Raw genomic sequence first — 17,718 nt, 5'->3', positions numbered from 1 at the left:
TTTAGAAACCGAATTCTATCAGGGCCTCGCTCAGAGTAATCACCTCAGGATCCTCGAGGCCCTCAACGACCTTTAGCTCGGGCATCATCGTCTTAGCCTTGGTCGGGCAGACGTTGGCGCAGATCCCGCAGCCCTTGCAGTATAGGTAGTCGATCTTCGAGGTCGAGACGAAGTCGATTGCCCCGTCGGGGCAGTTGACGGCGCACTGCTTGCAGTCGATGCACTTGGCCTGATCGTGGACCGGTCTCTGATATCTGGCGAAGGCCGTAGTGAACCCTATGTTCTTCTCGCCGGGCTTAGGGCCGAACTCTATCAGGCCGGGCGCCAGGGCCTCCCACCTCGGCATGGCGGCCATTCTATCGGCGTAGGTGGGCGCGTAGGCGGCGGCGAGCTTGAACTTCATGTAGGTCTCGTAGTCCCAAGGCCCCTTGACTTCGGCGGGGGGCTTGTAGGGGCTCTCGCGCCTTACTCTGAGCTCCTCGGCAGCCACGCTGACGGGCATCTCTTGGACCTCGTCGTACGCCTCCCATATGATCTTGGCCTTGCCCTCCCACTTCAGAGCGGCGAGGGCGGCCTCTATGTCGGCTCTGCTGACTATGCCCTTCTCGATGAGGGCTCTAGCCACGGCCCCGAAGACGCCGAAGGCGAAGTCTCTGCCATACTTCTTGGCCCTGATCGTCATGATCTTGCCGCTCCACTCCTGAGCCAGCTGATACTTCTTGACGAGCTCTAGCACCTGGCTTGGCGAGAGAGCCGTGTTCACAATGAGATAAGCGTCTCTCTTAGCTCCATCGAAGAGCAGAGCCCTCTGGCTCGTCTTGTGGAGCAGCATGGAGGAGTCCAATACCACGAGCACGTCGTTTAGCTCGCCGACGGGCTCGGGCTCCTCGACCAGAAGCACATCGATCTTGGGCTTGCCTATAACAGCGTAGTAGATCAGCGGTATGTTCACTCTCTCGGGGGCGTCGTCGTACCTCATGTAGAAGTAAGAATCTTTTCCTCCGGCCATAGCCGCGTAGGCGGCGAGCCTGCATATGTTCATGGCGTGAGCGGTGTGAATGACGCCGCGGCCGTGGACGGCAACCCAGAAGAGCTCTTCGAGCTCGGGTCTCCTCAGTTCGAGCTCGCTCAAGGCCACACCCCACTTGCTTCGCGCTGTATTGAACGCGCTCCGAGTATATTAATCGTTACGGTAGCAGGCGCGGGCCTAGTCCCGCGGTCGGTCCCGGGGCTCGCGTGAACTTTTCCTCGTAAGTTTGAAAAGGTTTTTAAACGATAAAGAGCGAAAATTAGGTGATTTTTATAAAAAACTAAATATTTCAAATATTTAGTTTTTGTCGTGATGTCTTAGCCGCTCGGGAAGGCCCCGAACTTTATCATGCTGTAGAACAGGCCCGTCCAGTAGAACAGGAGCCCTCCGGTCAGCACGGCCGTCGATATTATGCTCATCCTAGCCTCCTTGGGCACGAGGAAGTTGTTGACAACTAATATTTGCAAGCAGTAGGCGCCCATGACGAAGCTGCTCATGAAGGCCAGCACGTCGAGTATGAAGCTCGGATTCTTAGCGCCCCCGTAGTACAGTATCACGATCACTCCTCCCAGCGAGGCGAGCCACAGCCAAATGTAGTAGAGCTTCCTCATGCCGATCTTCCTGGCCTGCGGTATCAGTATCATCGTCATGTCGGCCTGGCCTCTGCTGAACGCGTCGAAGATTCCGAAGCTCATCTTCCAGCCGACTATGCCCACGGTGAAGAGCCAGAGGAATTTCAGCGGGCCCCACAAGAAGGCGAAGACGTCGCCCATGCCGAGGATCGCGGCGTCTCTCTTGCCCTTGAGCATAGCCTCCTTGACCGCCGGGCTGAGCTCGGACGCTCCTTGGGCCAGCGTCGTGTAGAACAGCGTTATGATGAAAGTTATAAGGCCGAAGCTGATGGCTGCGTCGTAGACGTTGAGCTTTCTCCACGCCTTCCACTTCCTCATCTCCTCGGGGTCGCTGAGATCACTAAGGAATCCCGCCTCACGCCACTTCTCCTCTCTGCCGAAGATCAGGCCGGTGACCTTCGGCATGTAAGCGCTCATGCCGGACCCTTCTTCTCTGGCGAAGAGCGTGTACCACATCTGCTGCATGCCGGAGGGTCCCATGAAGGCTATCGAGCCGACGATGAGAGGCAACCAAAGCTTCGGGTTCTCAGAGATGGCCTTGGGCCAGTAGCCGAACCAAAAGCTGCCCTTGAAGGAGTACCACCAGAATATGTTCCTGCCTGCTTTGGCCGTGGCCGCGACCGCCACGCTGAGGCCCACGGCCGTCATTATTGCGACGGCTATAGTCAATATGGTTTTCACCGTCTTGTAGACCTGATATGGCGCCAGCGTCAAGATTATGGGAATGAGTATGAACGCTCCGAGCTGCCAGTACAAGAGAGAGGTCTTGCTCTTAAAGGCCTGCTGCAGAGCCCAAGCGCCGAAGGCCACGTGGCCGGGCCATATGTACACGAGAGTGGCAACTATGAGCCAGAACCACGCGATGAGCGGGTGGAGCCTATAGCCTGCCTGGAATATGCTCTCGCCGGTGAGGTAGGTCCACCTGGCTATCTCGGCCGTGACGAATATCTGGACGAGCAAGCCGACGGTAGACAGCCACCTGATTTCTGGGCCGAAGACTATGACGAGCCTCGGCCACATGTAGGTCTCTCCGAGGCCTACGCCGAGAGCGGCGATGATAAGGCCGGGGCCGAAGATCTTCCTGAGCTCTACGGGACCCGGATCGGGGAGCTTGGCGGGCTCGAGAGGCGGGCCATAGCCTATCTTAATTCCCGCCTTTTGCTCAGACGACAATGCGGAGCCTCACTCTCCTCGAGGAAGAGGAGAAGGAGGCTCTTTTTATAAATGCTTTTCCATGACTATTTCTTATAATCCCTCATCGAAGAAGGAGAGCCGGCTTCAGGGGGAGAGGCTCTCTCCTCGCCGCGCCTCTCGCCTCCTCTTCGACGACCTCAACGCGAGCTCCCGTGCACATCTCGACGTAGGCTTTCGCGATCCTCACCGCTTCGGGCTCTCTGCGCCAGTTCTCCCTCAGAACAGGGTCGAGAGAGCGCGGGAGAGCTTGGATCCTCTCAATAACCTGTCGAGCGGCATCTAGAGGGTTCCTCGAGCCCCACCTGGCCGCTATCTTAGCTAGATCGCTCGGGCTAGCGCCCGATCTCGCCGCGTCGATGAGGAGAGGCAGCGCCTCTCTCTTCCTCTCGCTCGCGACCACGACCTCGACCTCGCTTGGCCTCGCCCCTATCGCTCTGGCGATGTTGTTGACGTCAGCTACGACGAGTCTGCCGAGGTGATAGGCCATTAGATATATCGGGTCACGCGAGATCCGAGAAGCCTCGGGCCAAGAGCTCTCGAAGACGCTGCCTTCTCCCCCAAGCTCAGCCCACAGCTCTTCGGCCAGCGCCGGCGCGAAGGGAGCCATGAGCTTTATCCACGTCGTCGCGGCGATCGACGCGGCCCTCGACGAAACGGCGCGACCGCTCCTCAGGAACTCCCTCACGGTGGCGCACATCGTAGGGACGGAGGCGACCGCGGCTCGCCTGATCCTGTACGTCTCAAAGGCCTCACTCGCCTGCTCCACTACGTCTGCCACGGCCGCGAGCAGCATCTCGTCTAGCTCTCTCGAGCTCTCGGCCCCGCCCGCGCGCGCGATCTCCGCGAGCTCTCGCAGGAGCTCGTAAGCCTCCTCGAGCATGCGGACCGAGCTCTCCAGGAGATCCCTCGTGAAGTTCGCGTCGTTGCCGAGCTCGGCCGCGAGTGCCAGCGCGAGCCTGAGGGCGTCGGGGCCCGCCATGTCGAGGGCCCTGTGGAGCGGGATGAAGTTCCCCCTGCTCTTGCTCATCTTCTCGCCCTCGACCATGACGTGCCCGTTGACCACGATCCTGCGAGGCCAAAGCTCCTCCGGGAAGAGAGCCACGTGGTTGAAGACCATGAAGGTCAGGTGATTTTGGACGAGGTCCTTCCCGCTGTGTCTGTTGTCTAGGGGGTACCAGTAAAGGAACTCGCGCCTAAGCTCGTCGAGCGCCTTCGCCGGGATGCCCGTCTTCTCAGAGACCTCGCCCAGGTCGCCCTCGCCCAAGAACACGTAGTCCCAGAACTCGTGCGTGAGGCTCTCGGGTCTTATCCCGAGCCTCCTTATCCCCGAAATCACGGTGTAGAAAGCCATGTAAATCGTCGAGTCGCTCAGGCTCTCAATGATCCACTTATCATCCCAGGGGAGCTTCGTGCCGAGCCCTCTGCTCCTAGCGCAGGCCTTCTTCTTGAGCCAATCGATCGTGTAGAAGAATTGAGGTCTATACTCCTCCGGGACGACCTCGATCTTCTCGAGCGCGCGCCTCGCGCGCTCCTTCCACTCCGGGTTCTCGTAGTCGATGAACCACTGGTCCCTTAGGACCTTCACTATTATCTCGGCTCCGCACCTACAATAGACGGGCTTATTCGCTATATCGTAAAGCGGCGCGGCGAGGCCGCGCGCTTTGGTCCACTCCACGACGGTCTCTCTGGCCTCCCGCACGCTGACGCCCGAGAGCCTTCGCGCTAGCTCGAACTGCTCCTCGAGAGCCTCGACGATCGTGGATGCGAGGTCCGATCTCATGCGCCCCCTCTCGTATTCATCGAGATAAACGGTCTTCGTGGCCTCGTCCAGCAGATTTCTCTGCCTCGTGGAGGTGATGCCGAGCCTTTCCACGGCGTCTCTGGCCGGAATCTCCGAGTATCCTTCGAGCGATATCAACGAGATCGGAGCGATGCGCCCCAGCTCGCCTAGCTCAAGCAACGCTACGTAGTCGTAGGGAGCGTGAGCGGGGACGCTCATGACGATGCCCGTCCCGGTCCTCGGGTCGACGAAGTCGGCCCCGAGCACGGGCACGATTCTACCTGTGATAGGGTTCCTCGCTCTCTTGCCCACGAGCTCCGAGCCCCGAAGTCTCTCTCCCTTCATCTCTACTTCTTCTACCTGATAGCTTAACTTGCGAGCCGCCTCCTCGGAGAGGAGGACTCTCCTTCCTCCCACGCTCGCCACCACGTAGGGGGCCTCAGGGTTCACCCAGAGATTCGTCACTCCGAAGACCGTCTCCGGGCGCAGCGTGGCGACGGGGTACTCGGGGCCTCCGTCGACGTCGGCGAAGAAGAGCACCGTGAACTCCACTATCTCGGGCTCAACGTCGTCTCTCGTGTCGTGCATGCTCACCGGGCTCTGGTGGCGAGGGCACCAGCCGACCGGGTGAGTTCCCTGAACCACGTAGCCTCTGCGCTTGAGCTCCTCGAACTGCCATCTTATGAAGGCGCTATATTCGGGGTCCACCGTCGTAAATTTCCTTCTCCAGTCTATGCTGAGGAGCAGCCTCTTCATGTCTCTCTCGGCCCACTCCTTGAAGTACTGGGCCATTCCCAGAGGGGTCTTGAGCTTCTCGAGGTCCTCGCGGGGGACTCCGTGCAGCTCGACGAACTGTCTCTCGAGCTCGGCGTCGCCTCGCTCTAAGGCCTCGGACATCGTGAGTACCGGCGTGCCGGTGAAGTGGAACCCCATGGGGAAGAGAACGTTGTAGCCTCTCATTCTTTTGTAACGAGCCACGATGTCTGGGATCGTATACGTTAGGCCGTGCCCTAGGTGGAGCGGCGCATTGGGGTAAGGATAGGCCGCTGTCACGAAGAACTTGGGTCTCGAGGGATCCGGGTCCGACTCGTAGAGCCTCCTCTCCTCCCAAATGCGGCTCCACTTCTCTCCCAGCGATTTCAGGAGCTCTCGGAAATCGCTCGAGGACACGGGCCCCGCACCTTCGGCGCTCCGATGGTTCTCGCTCTGCTGGGCTCTTATATTAAGAACGGGTGCGCGCGGGTTCCTCGCCGACGAGGCTCGGGGAGGGGATTGCTCTTCAGGATTGTCGGGATCCGCCTACCGTCGTCTCGTCATCGCCCCGCGTGCTTTTCCTCGAATAGCTGGGAAAAATGTTAACGTGAATCGGCGCGTCTACTTCTTGTTTACAATGTTAACATACTCTCCGCGGATACGTTCATAAGTCACACCAGTAGATAAAAACCCGTTAACGAACAGTTGTTCACCGGAGACGCTCGAAATGGACCGTGATTTCTCCACCGCCTCGGTGGGCGACGGACTCTATCTCTCCTACGACGTGCCCCCTCTAGTTCCCCTCGAGCGGAGGCCGGCTCACCCGCTTTACATCACCGACACGACGCTCAGAGACGGGCAGCAGGGGTGGAGGCCTCTGAGGCCCGAGGAGGCCCTAAAAATCTACTTCGTCCTCGAGAAGCTCAGCGGCCCCAACGGTATCGTCAGGACCGTCGAGCTCTTCCCGTTCACTGAGAGGGACAGAGAGATCGCGAAGACGATTATAGAGCACAGAGCCAAGTGGCCCGAGCCCATAGGGTGGATCAGAGCTAAGCGCGAGGACGTAGATCTGGTGAGGAGATGCGGCTTCGACCACACCGTGATCCTCACGAGCGTCTCGGATTACCACATTTACCTGAAGCTCAATCTCGACAGGAAGAGCGCGGAAGAGAAGTTCCTAGAGGCGATAAGCTACGCTTTAGATCGAGGGCTCAAGATCAGAGTTGCCATGGAGGACGTGACGCGATCGGACGTCCTCGGCTTCGTCCTACCCTTCGCCGAGAAAATATTGAGGGTAGCCGAGAGGGTCGGCGCTGTGGACTCCGTCGTTTTCAAGCTCTCGGACACGCTGGGCCTCGGCCTCCCCATGGAGGTGGTGGGTCTGCCGCGGGGGGTGCCGGCGCTGATCAAGGCGTTCAGGGAGAGGCTCGGGGTAAAGCCGACCCAGCTCGAGTTCCACGGCCACAACGACTTCCACATGGCAGTAGCCAATCACGCGGCCGCGTGGCTCTCGGGGGCGTCGTTCTCGAATTGCACTCTCTTTGGAGTGGGCGAGAGAGCGGGCAATTGTCCTCTAGAGGCCATGCTTCTAATCTACGCCAGCATATACGGCTCATTCAACGGCAGCGACCCGCGCGCCATAGGCGAGGCGAAAGAGCTCTTCGAGTCGCTGGGTCACGCGTTCTCCCGCTACTACCCGCTAGTCGGGGAGAACGCTTTCGCGACCGCCGCCGGGATCCACATAGACGGACTCATTAAGAATCCATTGATTTATCTCCCGTTCAACCCCGAGACCATAGGCATGCGCGTCAAGGTGCGCGTCAGTAGGCATTCGGGGCGAGCCGGGATTGCCTACGTGCTCGCTCGGCGCCTCGGACTAGACCCCACGGCTCTGAAGAGGTGCCAAGGGGTCATCGATAAGCTTTACGAGCTCGCTCTCGAGAAGCTCGAGGCCGAGAATAGAGTTGAGCTCAGCGAAGAGGAGGTGTACTCGTTAGCGCTAGAGGCCGCGGGCGGAAGGCTGCTCAACCTGCTGAGAGAGAGTTGCGGGCTCCACCCCTCGGCCGAGGCCTCGGCGTCCGCACAACGTGATAGCTAACCCATGCTTCTCCGTCTCAAGACGGAGTACCCGGCCACCTTCCCCACGACCACCGCCTCAGCCATTCTGAGGAAGAGCCCGGTCTCCACGACGCCCGGCGTGAGCTTCAGGGCTTGGTGAAGCTGGTCCAAGCTTCCTTGCCAGCTTCTCGCATCGATGTCGACCAACACGCCGCCCGTGTCCGAGACCACGGGGCCCCACTTGCCCCCGACCGCTTCGCGGACTCTTGCTTCTAGCCCGAGCTTCTTCAGCTCTCGGAGCACGAAGGGCAGAGCTATGGGGTGTACCTCGATCGGTATGGGTAGCTTGAGCAGATTGACCGAGTATTTCGTCTCGTCGGCCACGACGATGAACCTCTTAGACTGAAGCGCCATGACCTTCTCTCGGAAGTGGGCCGCTCCTCCCCCCTTCACTAAGTTCAGCTCGTCATCGTAAGCGTCCGCGCCGTCAACGTAGACGTCGAACTCGTCGACGCCGCTCGGCTCGAGGAGCTTGGCTCCTCTCCTCTTAAGTTTGAGGAGAGTGTCGAGGCTCGACGCGGCGAAGGTCTTGCTCCGGATCACGTCATCGGGCAGCATCTCTATGAGCGTCGTTATCGTGCTCCCGGTTCCCACACCAATTACCTCCGCCGCATCGAGGAAGCCCTCCTCAATGAAGCCCCGCGCCGCGTTGAGCCTCATCGCCGCTTTAGCGTGCAAAGTCGGCACCGGGCGTCGGGTGACTCTTCGGCGAGGACTTTATGCGTTTCTCGTGAATGCTCGCCGACCAGCTCGCTTCGGTTTTAAGAGCGCGCCGACTCATCGGTGAGTGGGTGCGGACTACGAGGCTAGGGACATCGCTGCTTAGACACGGCGAGGCCAAGAACACGAGACTCATCGTGGCATTCGATCGCGTGCCCGGCAGATTCGCGGAGAGCATGTCGATCGAGGCGGTGAGGAGAGAACTGCTAGGTCTAGCGGAGCACGCGGCAGCGATCAAGGTGGGCCTCCCGTTTATGTTAAGCTTGGGCCTCGAGGCGTTAACGAGGCTGAGCCGAGAGCTAAAAGGCCGAGCTTATCTGCTGGCGGACTTAAAGTTGGCCGACGTGCCGCACATATCGAGGGCCCTGAGCAAGTTGGTGTGCGAGGTCGGATTCGACGGCCTCATAGTCCACGCATTCGTTGGCTCCGACTCCCTCAGAGAAGCTGTAGCCGAGGCCCGATCGCTGGGCTCCGAGGTCTTCGCGGTGGTCGCCATGAGCAATCCGGGAGCGGAAGAGGCGATCAACAAGTCTTTCGGCACTCTGGTGAGGCTGGCGCTGGAGTCGGACGTCGACGGCTTAGTGGTTCCGGCCACCTTCCCGGTTTATATAAGGAGGGCCAGAGAACTGGCACCCTCCAAGACTATTTTGTCTCCTGGCGTAGGAGCTCAGGGGGCCCCGGTGGGCTCTGCCGTGAGGGCCGGCTCGGACTTCGAGATCGTGGGCCGAACCGTGCTAGAGAGCGCCGACCCCATCGAGACGGCCAGAAGGCTGAGGGAGGCCCTGCCTTGGAGGCTATAGCGGAGGCCGTAGCTCGCGAGCTAGTGCGAAAGGGCGTTCTCAAGCTGGGCGAGTTCAGATTGTCCTCCGGGAGGACCAGCAGGTTCTACATAGATATGAGGGTGGGGCTCGCGTTCCCCGACCTACGAGAGCTCGTAGTGAAGGGGCTCGTTGATCTAGCTCGGAGCCCTCTACCTGACGTGATAGTAGGCGTGGCGACGGGTGGATTGCCGTGGGCTGCCATGGTAGCTCACGAGTTGAGTCTGCCTCTCGCGTACGTTAGGAGCGAGAGAAAGGAGCACGGCACAATGAGTGTCGTGGAGGGGGAAATCACCGCAGGCTCCTCGGCCTTGGTCATAGACGACGTGGCTACGACGGGGGCGAGCATTGAGAGGGCGGTGCTGACTCTCCGCGAGAAGGGCGCCATGGTCGAGCGCGCTCTCGTCGTGGTGGACAGAGAGGAGGGGGCGGCAGAGAAGCTCAAAGCCCGCGGAGTGGACCTGCTCAGCCTATTAAAAGCGCGCGACCTCCTTAGCCTTCTTGAGGGGGCCCCCCTGAAAGGCGAAGAGACTTGAAGTGGAAAAGCAGAGACGTGATTTCCATCTTGGACTTCACGCGAGAGGACCTCGAGACTCTATTCCACGAAGCTCTAGAGATCGAGAGAAGGCCCGAGAAGTACTCGAGGGCTCTCGAGGGGAAGCTCGTAGGGCTGGCCTTCTTCGAGCCCAGCACCAGAACGTACCTCAGCTTCGACGCGGCAGTAAAGAGGATGGGCGGTAACACGATAGGCTTCACGCAAGAGACCTCGACATCGATAGCTAAGGGGGAGAGCTTCGCCGACACGGTGAGGACGCTGGACCTCTACGTCGACTGCCTCGTGATAAGGCACCCTCTTGAGGGGTCCTCGAGGTTCGCGTCCGAGATCGCTAGATCCCCGGTCATTAACGCCGGAGACGGGTCGCAGCATCATCCGACTCAAACGTTCGTTGACTTCTACGCGCTCTGGAGGAGATTTGGCTACATCTCCGGCCTCGTGATCGGAGTGCTCGGGGACTTAAGATATAGCAGAGCCGCTAGCTCGTTCATATTGGGGCTGACGCTGTATAGGCCGAGGAAGCTCTACCTCATCTCTCCCCCTCTCCTAAGGCTCAGAGAAGAGGTCCGCGCGTACCTCGCAGCCTCGGGACTCGCCTTCGAGGAGATCGATAGGCTAGAGGACGTGATGCACGAGCTCGACGTCCTCTACGTGACGAGGGTTCAACGAGAGAGATTCCCCGATCCCGGCGAATACGAGAAGGTCCGAGGCAGCTACAGAGTCGATGGAAGGGTCTTAGCGAAAGCGAAGGCGGAGGCCGTTCTGATGCACCCCTTGCCGAGAGTAGAGGAGCTGACGTACGAGGTCGACAGAGCTCCGCAGGCTTACTACTTCAAGCAGGCCTCCTACGGAGTTCCCGTGAGGATGGCTCTTCTCAAGCTCGTGCTCTTGGGTGAGAGCTCTTGATGAGCGAGGACAGGCTCACCGTCTCTAAGATAAAGAGCGGGACGGTGATAGACCACATACCAGCTGGTCAGGCGCTTAACGTGCTGAGGATCTTGGGCATAACCGGTCAAGAGGGGCTGAGAACTGCTGTATTGATGAACGTCGAGAGCAGAAAACTCGGTAAGAAAGATATAGTTAAGATAGAGGGTAAAGAGTTATCTCCCGAGGAGGTCAATAAGATAGCTCTGATAGCTCCGACCGCCACGATAAACATAATCAGGGAATACGCCGTGGCCAGCAAGACTCGCGTAGTGGTGCCGAGCCTCGTGGAGGGAGTGCTCAAGTGCACGAGGCCCACTTGCATAACGAATAAACCAGGCGAGCCTTTGAGGTCCAGGTTCGTGTTAGTCTCGAGGAGTCCCGTGAAGTTCCAGTGCTCTTACTGCGGCAGCTACCTCGAGGGCTGGGATATTGCCAAGCAACTTTCGACCTGAGCTATTGGCTAGACATCCGGCTCGTCTCGTCGAGAAGAAGAGGGAGGGCGATAAGGTCTGGTCGCTTTACTTTCGATGTCCGACCCTCCCGAAGACCGAGCCCGGTCAATTCGTCATGGTCTGGCTGCCGGGCTCCGAGGAGATCCCGATAAGCCCCTCCCTCCATGACGAAGAGAAAGGTTTAGTCAGGTTGACCGTAGCTGCCGTCGGTCCCACGTCTTCCGCCCTCTGCGCTCTCGGAGCGGGCTCCCTCGTTCTACTGCGAGGACCCTACGGTCGAGGCTTCTCGAGGAGGAGTTACTCGAGGCCCCTCCTGATGGCGGGGGGCTACGGCGTGGCGCCTATAGCGTTCTTGGCGCGTCGCCTGGCCGAAGAGTCGATGACGCCCGTGATCTGTCTCGGAGCCAAGAATTCGTCGAGCCTCTACCTCCTCGATGAGCTCAGAGGCCTCGGGGCCGAGCTGCTGATCTACACCGAGGACGGCAGCATAGGAGAAAGGGGGGCCGTAACCGACGCTCTGACGAGCCGCCTAGCGCTCGAGGAGGTCGACGCTCTCATGGCCTGCGGTCCCGAGCTTATGCTCAGAAAAATAATCGATATAATCGATAGAGCTGAGAAGCGCCCCTCCATAGTCGAGTTATCCGTCGAGAGGCTCATTAGATGTGGAGTAGGGCTCTGCGGCTCCTGCTCGCTTGGTCCGTGGCTCGTGTGCAGAGACGGCCCCGTCTTCAGCGCAGAGAGGCTACGTGGCACAGAGCTAGGCCTCTGGAGGAGGGGGTGGGCCGGAGAAGTTGAGTCGATCAGTTAAGCTAGTGGTTCGAGGGAAGGCTTTCGTCGCGGGAGAGATCGCGAGAGTCACGATCGCAGGCAACGAGCAGGGGCTCGTGGAGAAGATCGAGCTCGGTAGCTCGAACTCAGGACGGGGAGAGGAGGAGCTGGACTTCGACAAGCCGGGCTACCTAATAGCGCCCGGCGTCGTCGATTTACACGTACACCTCAGAGATTGGGGCCAGAGCGCGAAGGAGACTGTGAGGAGCGGCACGGCCGCGGCCGCGGCCGGAGGCGTAGTTGCCGTGGCAGATATGCCGAACACGCTGCCGCCCGTCGACACGTTGGAGAGAGCGTTGGAGCGAGACCGCCTGCTCGGCTCCGGCTCTTACGTAGACTACGTGCTGTACGCTAAGCCTCCGCGTGATCCAGTGGAGCTCGAGGAGATGTTGAAGGTAGCGATAGGACTGAAAATATATCCCGAGGACCTCCGCCGAGCGGAGCACCTGCCGCCGAGTCCTCCAGGTGCTCTGTTCGTGTTCCACGCGGAGTCGCCGGAGTGTATTGAGGGGGTCGCCGATGTTAAGAGAGGTCACAGGCCGGGGGAGGAAAGGCCCGGGCGTTGCGAGGTCGAAGCCGTGGAGCGAATATTATCGTCGCCTGCTTTCTCGACTCGCAGGATCCACGTAACCCACGCTACGCTCTGCGAATCGATAGAGCTGATCGAGCGTGCGAGGAGAGGCGGGGCGCGCGTCACAGTAGACGCTACTCCTCATCATTTGTTGCTCGATGCGAGGGCCTATACAATGGCGGGCTCCGTTGCGAAGGTGTACCCGCCGTTGAGGCTCGGCGCACACACCGAATGCCTGCGGACGGCTCTCCTCCGCGGGGTCTTAGACGCCGTGTCCTCTGATCACGCGCCCCACGAGGACTCGGAGAAGAGCCGCGGCTACTGGGAGGCGCCGCCCGGTATTCCAGGCCTCGAAACCTTGGTCCCTCTCGCGTTCACGACAGCATTGAGGCTCGAGATGCCCATCGAGAGGCTGTTCTGGGTATTATCGAGAGGCCCGGCCAAGATATTAGGGCTCGGCGACGTGCTCGGCGAAATCGCGGTGGGAAAGCTGGCCAGCTTCACCGTTCTCGACGTGAGGGGGTGGCGCAGAGTTCGCGGGACGAGCTTTAGGTCGTCGGCGAAGCTCACCCCATTCGAGGGGTGGGAGTTGACAGGCTGGCCTCACGCTACCATTGTCAGATCGGAGCTCGTCTACTTGGACGGGGAGCTCGTTGGGAGAGCCGGGCATGGGGTGAATCTGCTTGCCTCTCTCGCTCGAGGTCGATATAGGTAAGCTGAGGCTGAGATATCCGACCATGTTGGCCAGCGGCGTGTTGGCCGTCAACTCGCAACTAATGGGGTCTCTCGCCAGAACAGAGGGCTTGGGCGCTATCGTAACGAAGAGTGCGACGCTAGAGGCTAGGAGAGGCTACGAGAACCCCGTCATCGCCGGTGGCCCGTGCTATGTGGTGAACGCGCTGGGTCTCCCGAACCCCGGCTACAAGGTGATGTCCGAGGAGCTTAGATTAATCGGACCGGCGCTGCGCGAGTCGGGCGTGAGGCTCGTAGCGAGCCTCGCGCCCTCGAGTCCGCGTGAGGCCGAGGTCATGGCGATCGCGTTCGAGGAGGCCGGCGCCGAGGCTCTAGAGCTGAATCTGAGCTGCCCTCACGCATCAGGGCTGGGTCTCGAAGTGGGCTCCGACCCGGAGCTCGTCGGAGAGCTCGTCGAAGCCGTAGCCTCGACAACTAGCCTGCCCGTCTTGGCGAAGCTCGGATTCTCCGACAGAGCGATCGAATCGGCCAAGAGAGCGGAGGAGGCCGGGGCGACCGCCGTAGTAGCGATAAACACGATCCGTGGGGTCATCATAGATCTACACGCGAGGAGGCCGGTCTTATCCAACGTGTACGGGGGGGTCTCGGGACCGGCCATAAGAGCCATAGCCGTGGGGATGGTCTATAGGCTATACGAGGAGCTCAGCATCCCCATCATAGGCTGCGGTGGGATAGACTCGTGGGAGAGCGCCGCCGAGATGATACTCGCTGGCGCCTCGGCGGTCCAAGTGGGCACCGCTCTCATGTACAAAGGATTAAGGGTTTTCCGGGAAATCGCGGAGGGGCTCGAGAGATACCTCATCGAGGTCGGGGCCGAGACTCTGAAAGAACTGGTAGGAGCGGCGCATCCCAAATAAAGATACGTCTTCGCGGTTTAGTCGGCTACGAGCCTGCTCGTCGAGGCCTTCCTAAGTCTACTCATGAGGGTCAGCCCAAGCCCCCTCTCCTCGAAGCCCTCCGCTATTACGACGTCGACGCCAAGCTTGTCGGCCTCTCTCAGAGCCTTGAAGAGGTTCTGGGCCACTCTATAGAGGTTGCTCCTCGGACCGAGAGATTTTACGTTAACTCCGAGACCCTCATAGAACTTGACCGTCTCATCTGTGGCCAGGATCAATCTTCTCTCGGAGCTGAAGCGCGCGGCGACGCCCTTGACGACTTCCGCGAGCTTCTTTAAGTCGTCGTAGCTCTTCAGCTCTACCAACACCAGCCGGCAGCTGGGGGCATAGTGTCTGTACTTGACACCGGGCGAGAGAGCCTCCCGCGCCTCCTCGATCCCTCTCGCGAAGGGGGGAACAATGATTTCTCGACCAAGGATCCTTTCTATCTCCTCGATGGGGAGAGAGCCCGGTCTCAGGAGTATGGGTGGGTCCGTGAGGAAGCTGACCACCGTGGACTCGACGCCAAAGAGGGTCTCCCCCCCATCTATTATCGCATCGATGAGACCCCATAGGTCCTCCACTACGTGAGATGCCTCGGTGGGGCTGGGCCTACCCGATACATTAGCGCTTGGTGCAGCAATGGGGACCCCTGCTTCTTTTATCAAAGCGAGGGCGACCGGATGCGCCGGCACTCTAACCGCGACACTATCGAGCCCTCCAGTAGTCTCACGGGGGACGCGCGGATTCCTCGGGAGAACGAGGGTGAGGGGGCCCGGCCAGGCTCTCTCGACCAATCTCAGAGCCTGCTCTGGAGCGCTTCGAGCGACCTCAAGCAATTGATCCGCAGATGCTATGTGGACTATGAGGGGGTTGTCCAGGGGTCTTCTCTTCACCTCGTATACTCTGAGCACAGCGCCGATGTCGTAGGCATTGGCTCCCAGACCGTAGACCGTCTCGGTGGGAAACGCCACGAGACCTCCCGCTCTTATTAAGTTCGCGCACTCGCTCACAGCACGAGGGTCGGGGTCGTGAGGGTCCACTTTGTAGAGCCTGGTCATTAGCGCTTCAGCCCGAGATGGGGTGTTATGCTTTCCGGTCGCGAGCTATCAGCCGAGGAATTTTCTAAGTTTTCCCAGCGCGATGACGTGCGGCTCGCTCCTCGCCTCCTCGAGGAGGAGAGCGTACGCTCCACCCGCTCTCTCGCGTATCCCCAAGTGGTCCAGCAGCTCCTCGGCCTCGCGCACCACGTCTTCCCCAAAGTTCTTAGCGGCCACGCCAGGGTGAAAGAGTTGAGCTTCGAACTTCAACTCGTCGAATAGGCCTGGCAGCTCTCTTATCAGGACCCTGTCCGCCATTTCGGTCCTGAGAGCCCTCAACAGAAAGGCCGCGTCGAGTAGGAGGGGGGGCAGACCAGCCGTGTAGAAGGCTGCCGTGTATACTATGGCCCTTGGGACCCAATGGACTCTCCCATCGTCGCATCTGAGGGTCCTGCCATAGGTTCTCCACAGCACTCTCTCTCTCGTGCCAGGTATTATGGAGCTTATCTGATTCACTCTCTCGATCAGCCTCGCTACTCTGCTCCTGTAAAGGCTCGAGGCCTCGTTAGCTAGTTGCGCTATCTCCTCCTCGCTCGATTGCAGAGGTCGCGGCTCTCTCCTCGAAGATTCGATGAGGATCTTCTTGAGCGTAGAGTAGGAGTCAAAGGGGAGATCGTACCTAGCAGCCGACTGCACCGTAACGGTGAAGTATCCTCTGTAGTGCTCGACCTCGCGCTCCACGAGGGCCGGATTGTTCATAGCACCCCGAAAGGGTGGGCTGCCCGACCCAACAATGGGCCTAACGTCGTAGCCCTCCTCTCGCATGCTCCTGATACTGGCGAGAGCCATCCTCAACGCAAGTGACGAGGCCACGTGCCCGTGACGGACGGCCGAGTCGCTTATGCCGAGGAACACGCGCGTCCATCTCTCCTCATCGGGGAGCAGTCCTATTCGCTCGTAGAATTCTCGGAGCATCTTGTCGATCCTCAAATGGTACGTAGCGTCCTCTATCAGGGGCAGCAGCTCGACCCTGCCCACGTCGATTCCCAGCTCCTCCTCAACGATCTTAGCCTTTTTGTCGAGTATCCTCTGCACCATGAGCATCTGAGAGACGTCCTCGACCATTGGCAGAATGACCCAGCGCGTGGCCTGTACGCCGGCCAGCTTCCACGAATAGTAATTGGCCATCACGGCAGCCTCCATTGAGAGAAAAGCCCTATCTACGTCCTCGAGCGTCGGGCTAGGCACCCTAGGAGTCACGATGAGGCGTTCGCCGACGCCGAGCTCAAGCTCGAGCGCTTTCGTCACGACTTCCCTGGGCTGGGCGTAAGGGGTGAGCTTTCCCTCAAAATCGACCATTATCTCGTCGCACCCGTATAACGTGTGACCCACTATGGCTTCGTCAACTTCTTCAGCCGTGGAGACCTTCACGGTAGAGTCGGGATGCTGCGTGCACATCAAGCGGGGAGGCTCCATTTGGCCGCCTCAGCTCCTCTGTGTTCGCTCGGGCCGAGACTTAAATCGGTTCCCGAACTCCTCGGCGTCGCCAATCCGAACCGCTTAAATTCGGTGCGAGGCTAAGCTTGCGGGGGAGCTCACTCAATGGGAAGAAAGAAGAGGAGAAAGAGCCTAGCCGTCCGGAAGCTCGCGAGGAGGCTGCCTGTGGTGTTCTCCTGCCCTCACTGCGGCAGAGGCTCCTTCAGCGTGAGGCTCGAGAGGAGATCGGCCGAACTGGCCGTGGCTCTGGGAACCTGCGGCGAGTGCGGCTTCTGCGCGTCGCTGGAGGTCCCGGCCATCTTTAAGCCCGTCGATGCATATGGTAGAATCGTTGATCTCTACGAGTCGAGGGGGTCGAGCGTGGGAGAAATCATAGGACGCGGGGAATGTCTCAGGCCTTAGAGGGTCGGTGGAAGAGGCTTGGGGAGAGTTGAGAACTATCTCAAAGAGAGGAGAGCCGCTCGAGGCCCTCTCCACTTCTCCTTGATAGATCCTCATAAAGTGACGGACGAGTCCTCTCTGAGGAGCGTAGCCGAGACCTTGGCCTCCTTCGGGACCGACGCCTTCTTGGTGGGGGGGAGCCTAGGCGTCTCGCCCTTCAAAATGGCCGGAGTAGTCGAAGTTCTACGCGAGTTCGGGCTCCCTGTCATAATATTCCCGGGTGACCTCACGAACATAGTGCCCGGAGCCGACGCCGTGCTCTTTATGTCACTGCTCAACAGCGACGACCCCTATTATATCGTTGGAGCTCAGATGCAGGGTGCCTTCTTGGTCCAAGAGTACGGGCTTGAGCCTCTCCCCACGGCCTACATCATCGTGGGCCACGGTGGAGCGGCGGGATTCGTTGGGAGGGCCAGGCCCATCCCGTGGGATCGCCCGGAAATAGCCGCGGCATACGCCCTCTCGGCACGCATGCTAGGGATGCGCTTCGTCTACCTCGAGGCGGGCTCGGGAGCGCCTAGGCACATACCCTCGGACTTCGCTCGAGCAGTCAAGAGAGTTGCTCCCGATCTATTCCTCATAATTGGAGGGGGAATACGCGAGGCGCGCGTGGCCGAGGAGCTGGCACGCAGCGGGGCCGATGCGTTGGTGACGGGCTCCCTCGTGGAGGAGAGGCTAGAGGCCGTGCGTGAGATAATAGAGGCCGTGAGGCGGGCCTCTCTCGAGCCCTGAG

At 59.9% G+C, this 17,718-nt stretch carries 16 protein-coding genes; 10 read left to right on the top strand and 6 right to left on the bottom strand.

Annotated features, from left to right (window positions below; all coding sequences use genetic code 11):
* Position 1 precedes the first annotated feature (1 nt).
* From QXU97_05130 to leuS, 3 genes are all read right to left on the bottom strand, one after another.
* Positions 2–1,132, bottom strand: a complete 1,131-nt coding sequence (locus QXU97_05130) for a 4Fe-4S binding protein (GenBank protein MEM4035973.1) — start codon at positions 1,130–1,132, stop codon at positions 2–4.
* A gap of 215 nt (positions 1,133–1,347) precedes the next feature.
* Positions 1,348–2,835, bottom strand: coding sequence for an Nramp family divalent metal transporter (locus QXU97_05125; GenBank protein ID MEM4035972.1), 1,488 nt, complete (start codon positions 2,833–2,835; stop codon positions 1,348–1,350).
* Between the two features lie 82 nt (positions 2,836–2,917).
* Complete coding sequence (gene leuS / locus QXU97_05120) at positions 2,918–5,806, bottom strand: leucine--tRNA ligase (protein MEM4035971.1); 2,889 nt, start codon at positions 5,804–5,806, stop codon at positions 2,918–2,920.
* A gap of 310 nt (positions 5,807–6,116) precedes the next feature.
* Here leuS and QXU97_05115 point away from each other — a divergent pair, with 310 nt between their 5' ends.
* A complete protein-coding gene (locus QXU97_05115) occupies positions 6,117–7,487 on the top strand; it encodes a hypothetical protein (GenBank protein ID MEM4035970.1) in 1,371 nt (456 codons plus the stop codon).
* Here QXU97_05115 and rpiA read toward each other — a convergent pair.
* A complete protein-coding gene (gene rpiA / locus QXU97_05110; protein MEM4035969.1) occupies positions 7,484–8,194 on the bottom strand; it encodes a ribose 5-phosphate isomerase A in 711 nt (236 codons plus the stop codon). The genes QXU97_05115 and rpiA overlap by 4 nt on opposite strands.
* A 104-nt stretch (positions 8,195–8,298) precedes the next feature.
* Here rpiA and QXU97_05105 point away from each other — a divergent pair, with 104 nt between their 5' ends.
* Genes QXU97_05105 through QXU97_05075 form a run of 7 tightly spaced genes read left to right on the top strand, consistent with a single transcriptional unit; the run spans position 8,299 to position 13,989 of the window.
* Entirely contained in the window at positions 8,299–9,027 is a 729-nt protein-coding gene (locus tag QXU97_05105; GenBank protein MEM4035968.1) for an orotidine 5'-phosphate decarboxylase / HUMPS family protein, read from the top strand.
* On the top strand, positions 9,015–9,581 hold the full coding sequence (gene pyrE / locus QXU97_05100) for an orotate phosphoribosyltransferase (GenBank protein MEM4035967.1): 567 nt from the start codon (positions 9,015–9,017) through the stop codon (positions 9,579–9,581). The genes QXU97_05105 and pyrE overlap by 13 nt, the downstream gene beginning before the upstream one ends.
* On the top strand, positions 9,578–10,507 hold the full coding sequence (pyrB, locus tag QXU97_05095) for an aspartate carbamoyltransferase (protein ID MEM4035966.1): 930 nt from the start codon (positions 9,578–9,580) through the stop codon (positions 10,505–10,507). Before pyrE ends, pyrB begins: the two co-directional genes overlap by 4 nt.
* The gene (gene pyrI / locus QXU97_05090; GenBank protein MEM4035965.1) at positions 10,507–10,980 is read left to right on the top strand and encodes an aspartate carbamoyltransferase regulatory subunit; all 474 of its coding nucleotides are present in this window, start codon (positions 10,507–10,509) and stop codon (positions 10,978–10,980) included. The genes pyrB and pyrI overlap by 1 nt, the downstream gene beginning before the upstream one ends.
* Positions 10,958–11,788, top strand: coding sequence for a hypothetical protein (locus QXU97_05085; GenBank protein MEM4035964.1), 831 nt, complete (start codon positions 10,958–10,960; stop codon positions 11,786–11,788). Before pyrI ends, QXU97_05085 begins: the two co-directional genes overlap by 23 nt.
* The gene (locus QXU97_05080; GenBank protein ID MEM4035963.1) at positions 11,772–13,094 is read left to right on the top strand and encodes a dihydroorotase family protein; all 1,323 of its coding nucleotides are present in this window, start codon (positions 11,772–11,774) and stop codon (positions 13,092–13,094) included. Before QXU97_05085 ends, QXU97_05080 begins: the two co-directional genes overlap by 17 nt.
* On the top strand, positions 13,063–13,989 hold the full coding sequence (locus tag QXU97_05075; GenBank protein ID MEM4035962.1) for a dihydroorotate dehydrogenase: 927 nt from the start codon (positions 13,063–13,065) through the stop codon (positions 13,987–13,989). Before QXU97_05080 ends, QXU97_05075 begins: the two co-directional genes overlap by 32 nt.
* 17 nt (positions 13,990–14,006) lie before the next feature.
* Here QXU97_05075 and QXU97_05070 read toward each other — a convergent pair whose 3' ends face one another.
* Together QXU97_05070 and ppcA are read right to left on the bottom strand one after the other, a co-directional pair.
* Entirely contained in the window at positions 14,007–15,068 is a 1,062-nt protein-coding gene (locus QXU97_05070; protein MEM4035961.1) for an L-threonylcarbamoyladenylate synthase, read from the bottom strand.
* Between the two features lie 48 nt (positions 15,069–15,116).
* Positions 15,117–16,523, bottom strand: a complete 1,407-nt coding sequence (gene ppcA, locus QXU97_05065; GenBank protein MEM4035960.1) for a phosphoenolpyruvate carboxylase — start codon at positions 16,521–16,523, stop codon at positions 15,117–15,119.
* A 126-nt stretch (positions 16,524–16,649) separates the two neighbouring features.
* On the opposite strand from ppcA, the gene QXU97_05060 reads away from it, so the two are divergent.
* Together QXU97_05060 and QXU97_05055 are read left to right on the top strand one after the other, a co-directional pair.
* Positions 16,650–16,946, top strand: coding sequence for a hypothetical protein (locus QXU97_05060; protein MEM4035959.1), 297 nt, complete (start codon positions 16,650–16,652; stop codon positions 16,944–16,946).
* 18 nt (positions 16,947–16,964) lie between these two features.
* A complete protein-coding gene (locus QXU97_05055; GenBank protein MEM4035958.1) occupies positions 16,965–17,717 on the top strand; it encodes a geranylgeranylglyceryl/heptaprenylglyceryl phosphate synthase in 753 nt (250 codons plus the stop codon).
* Position 17,718 lies beyond the last annotated feature (1 nt).

The organism is Fervidicoccaceae archaeon, assembly GCA_038878695.1.
Lineage (GTDB): Archaea > Thermoproteota > Thermoprotei_A > Sulfolobales > Fervidicoccaceae > JAVZVD01.
Note: the sequence above shows the minus strand (reverse complement) of the source record. Positions and strands in the feature narration are given on the sequence as shown.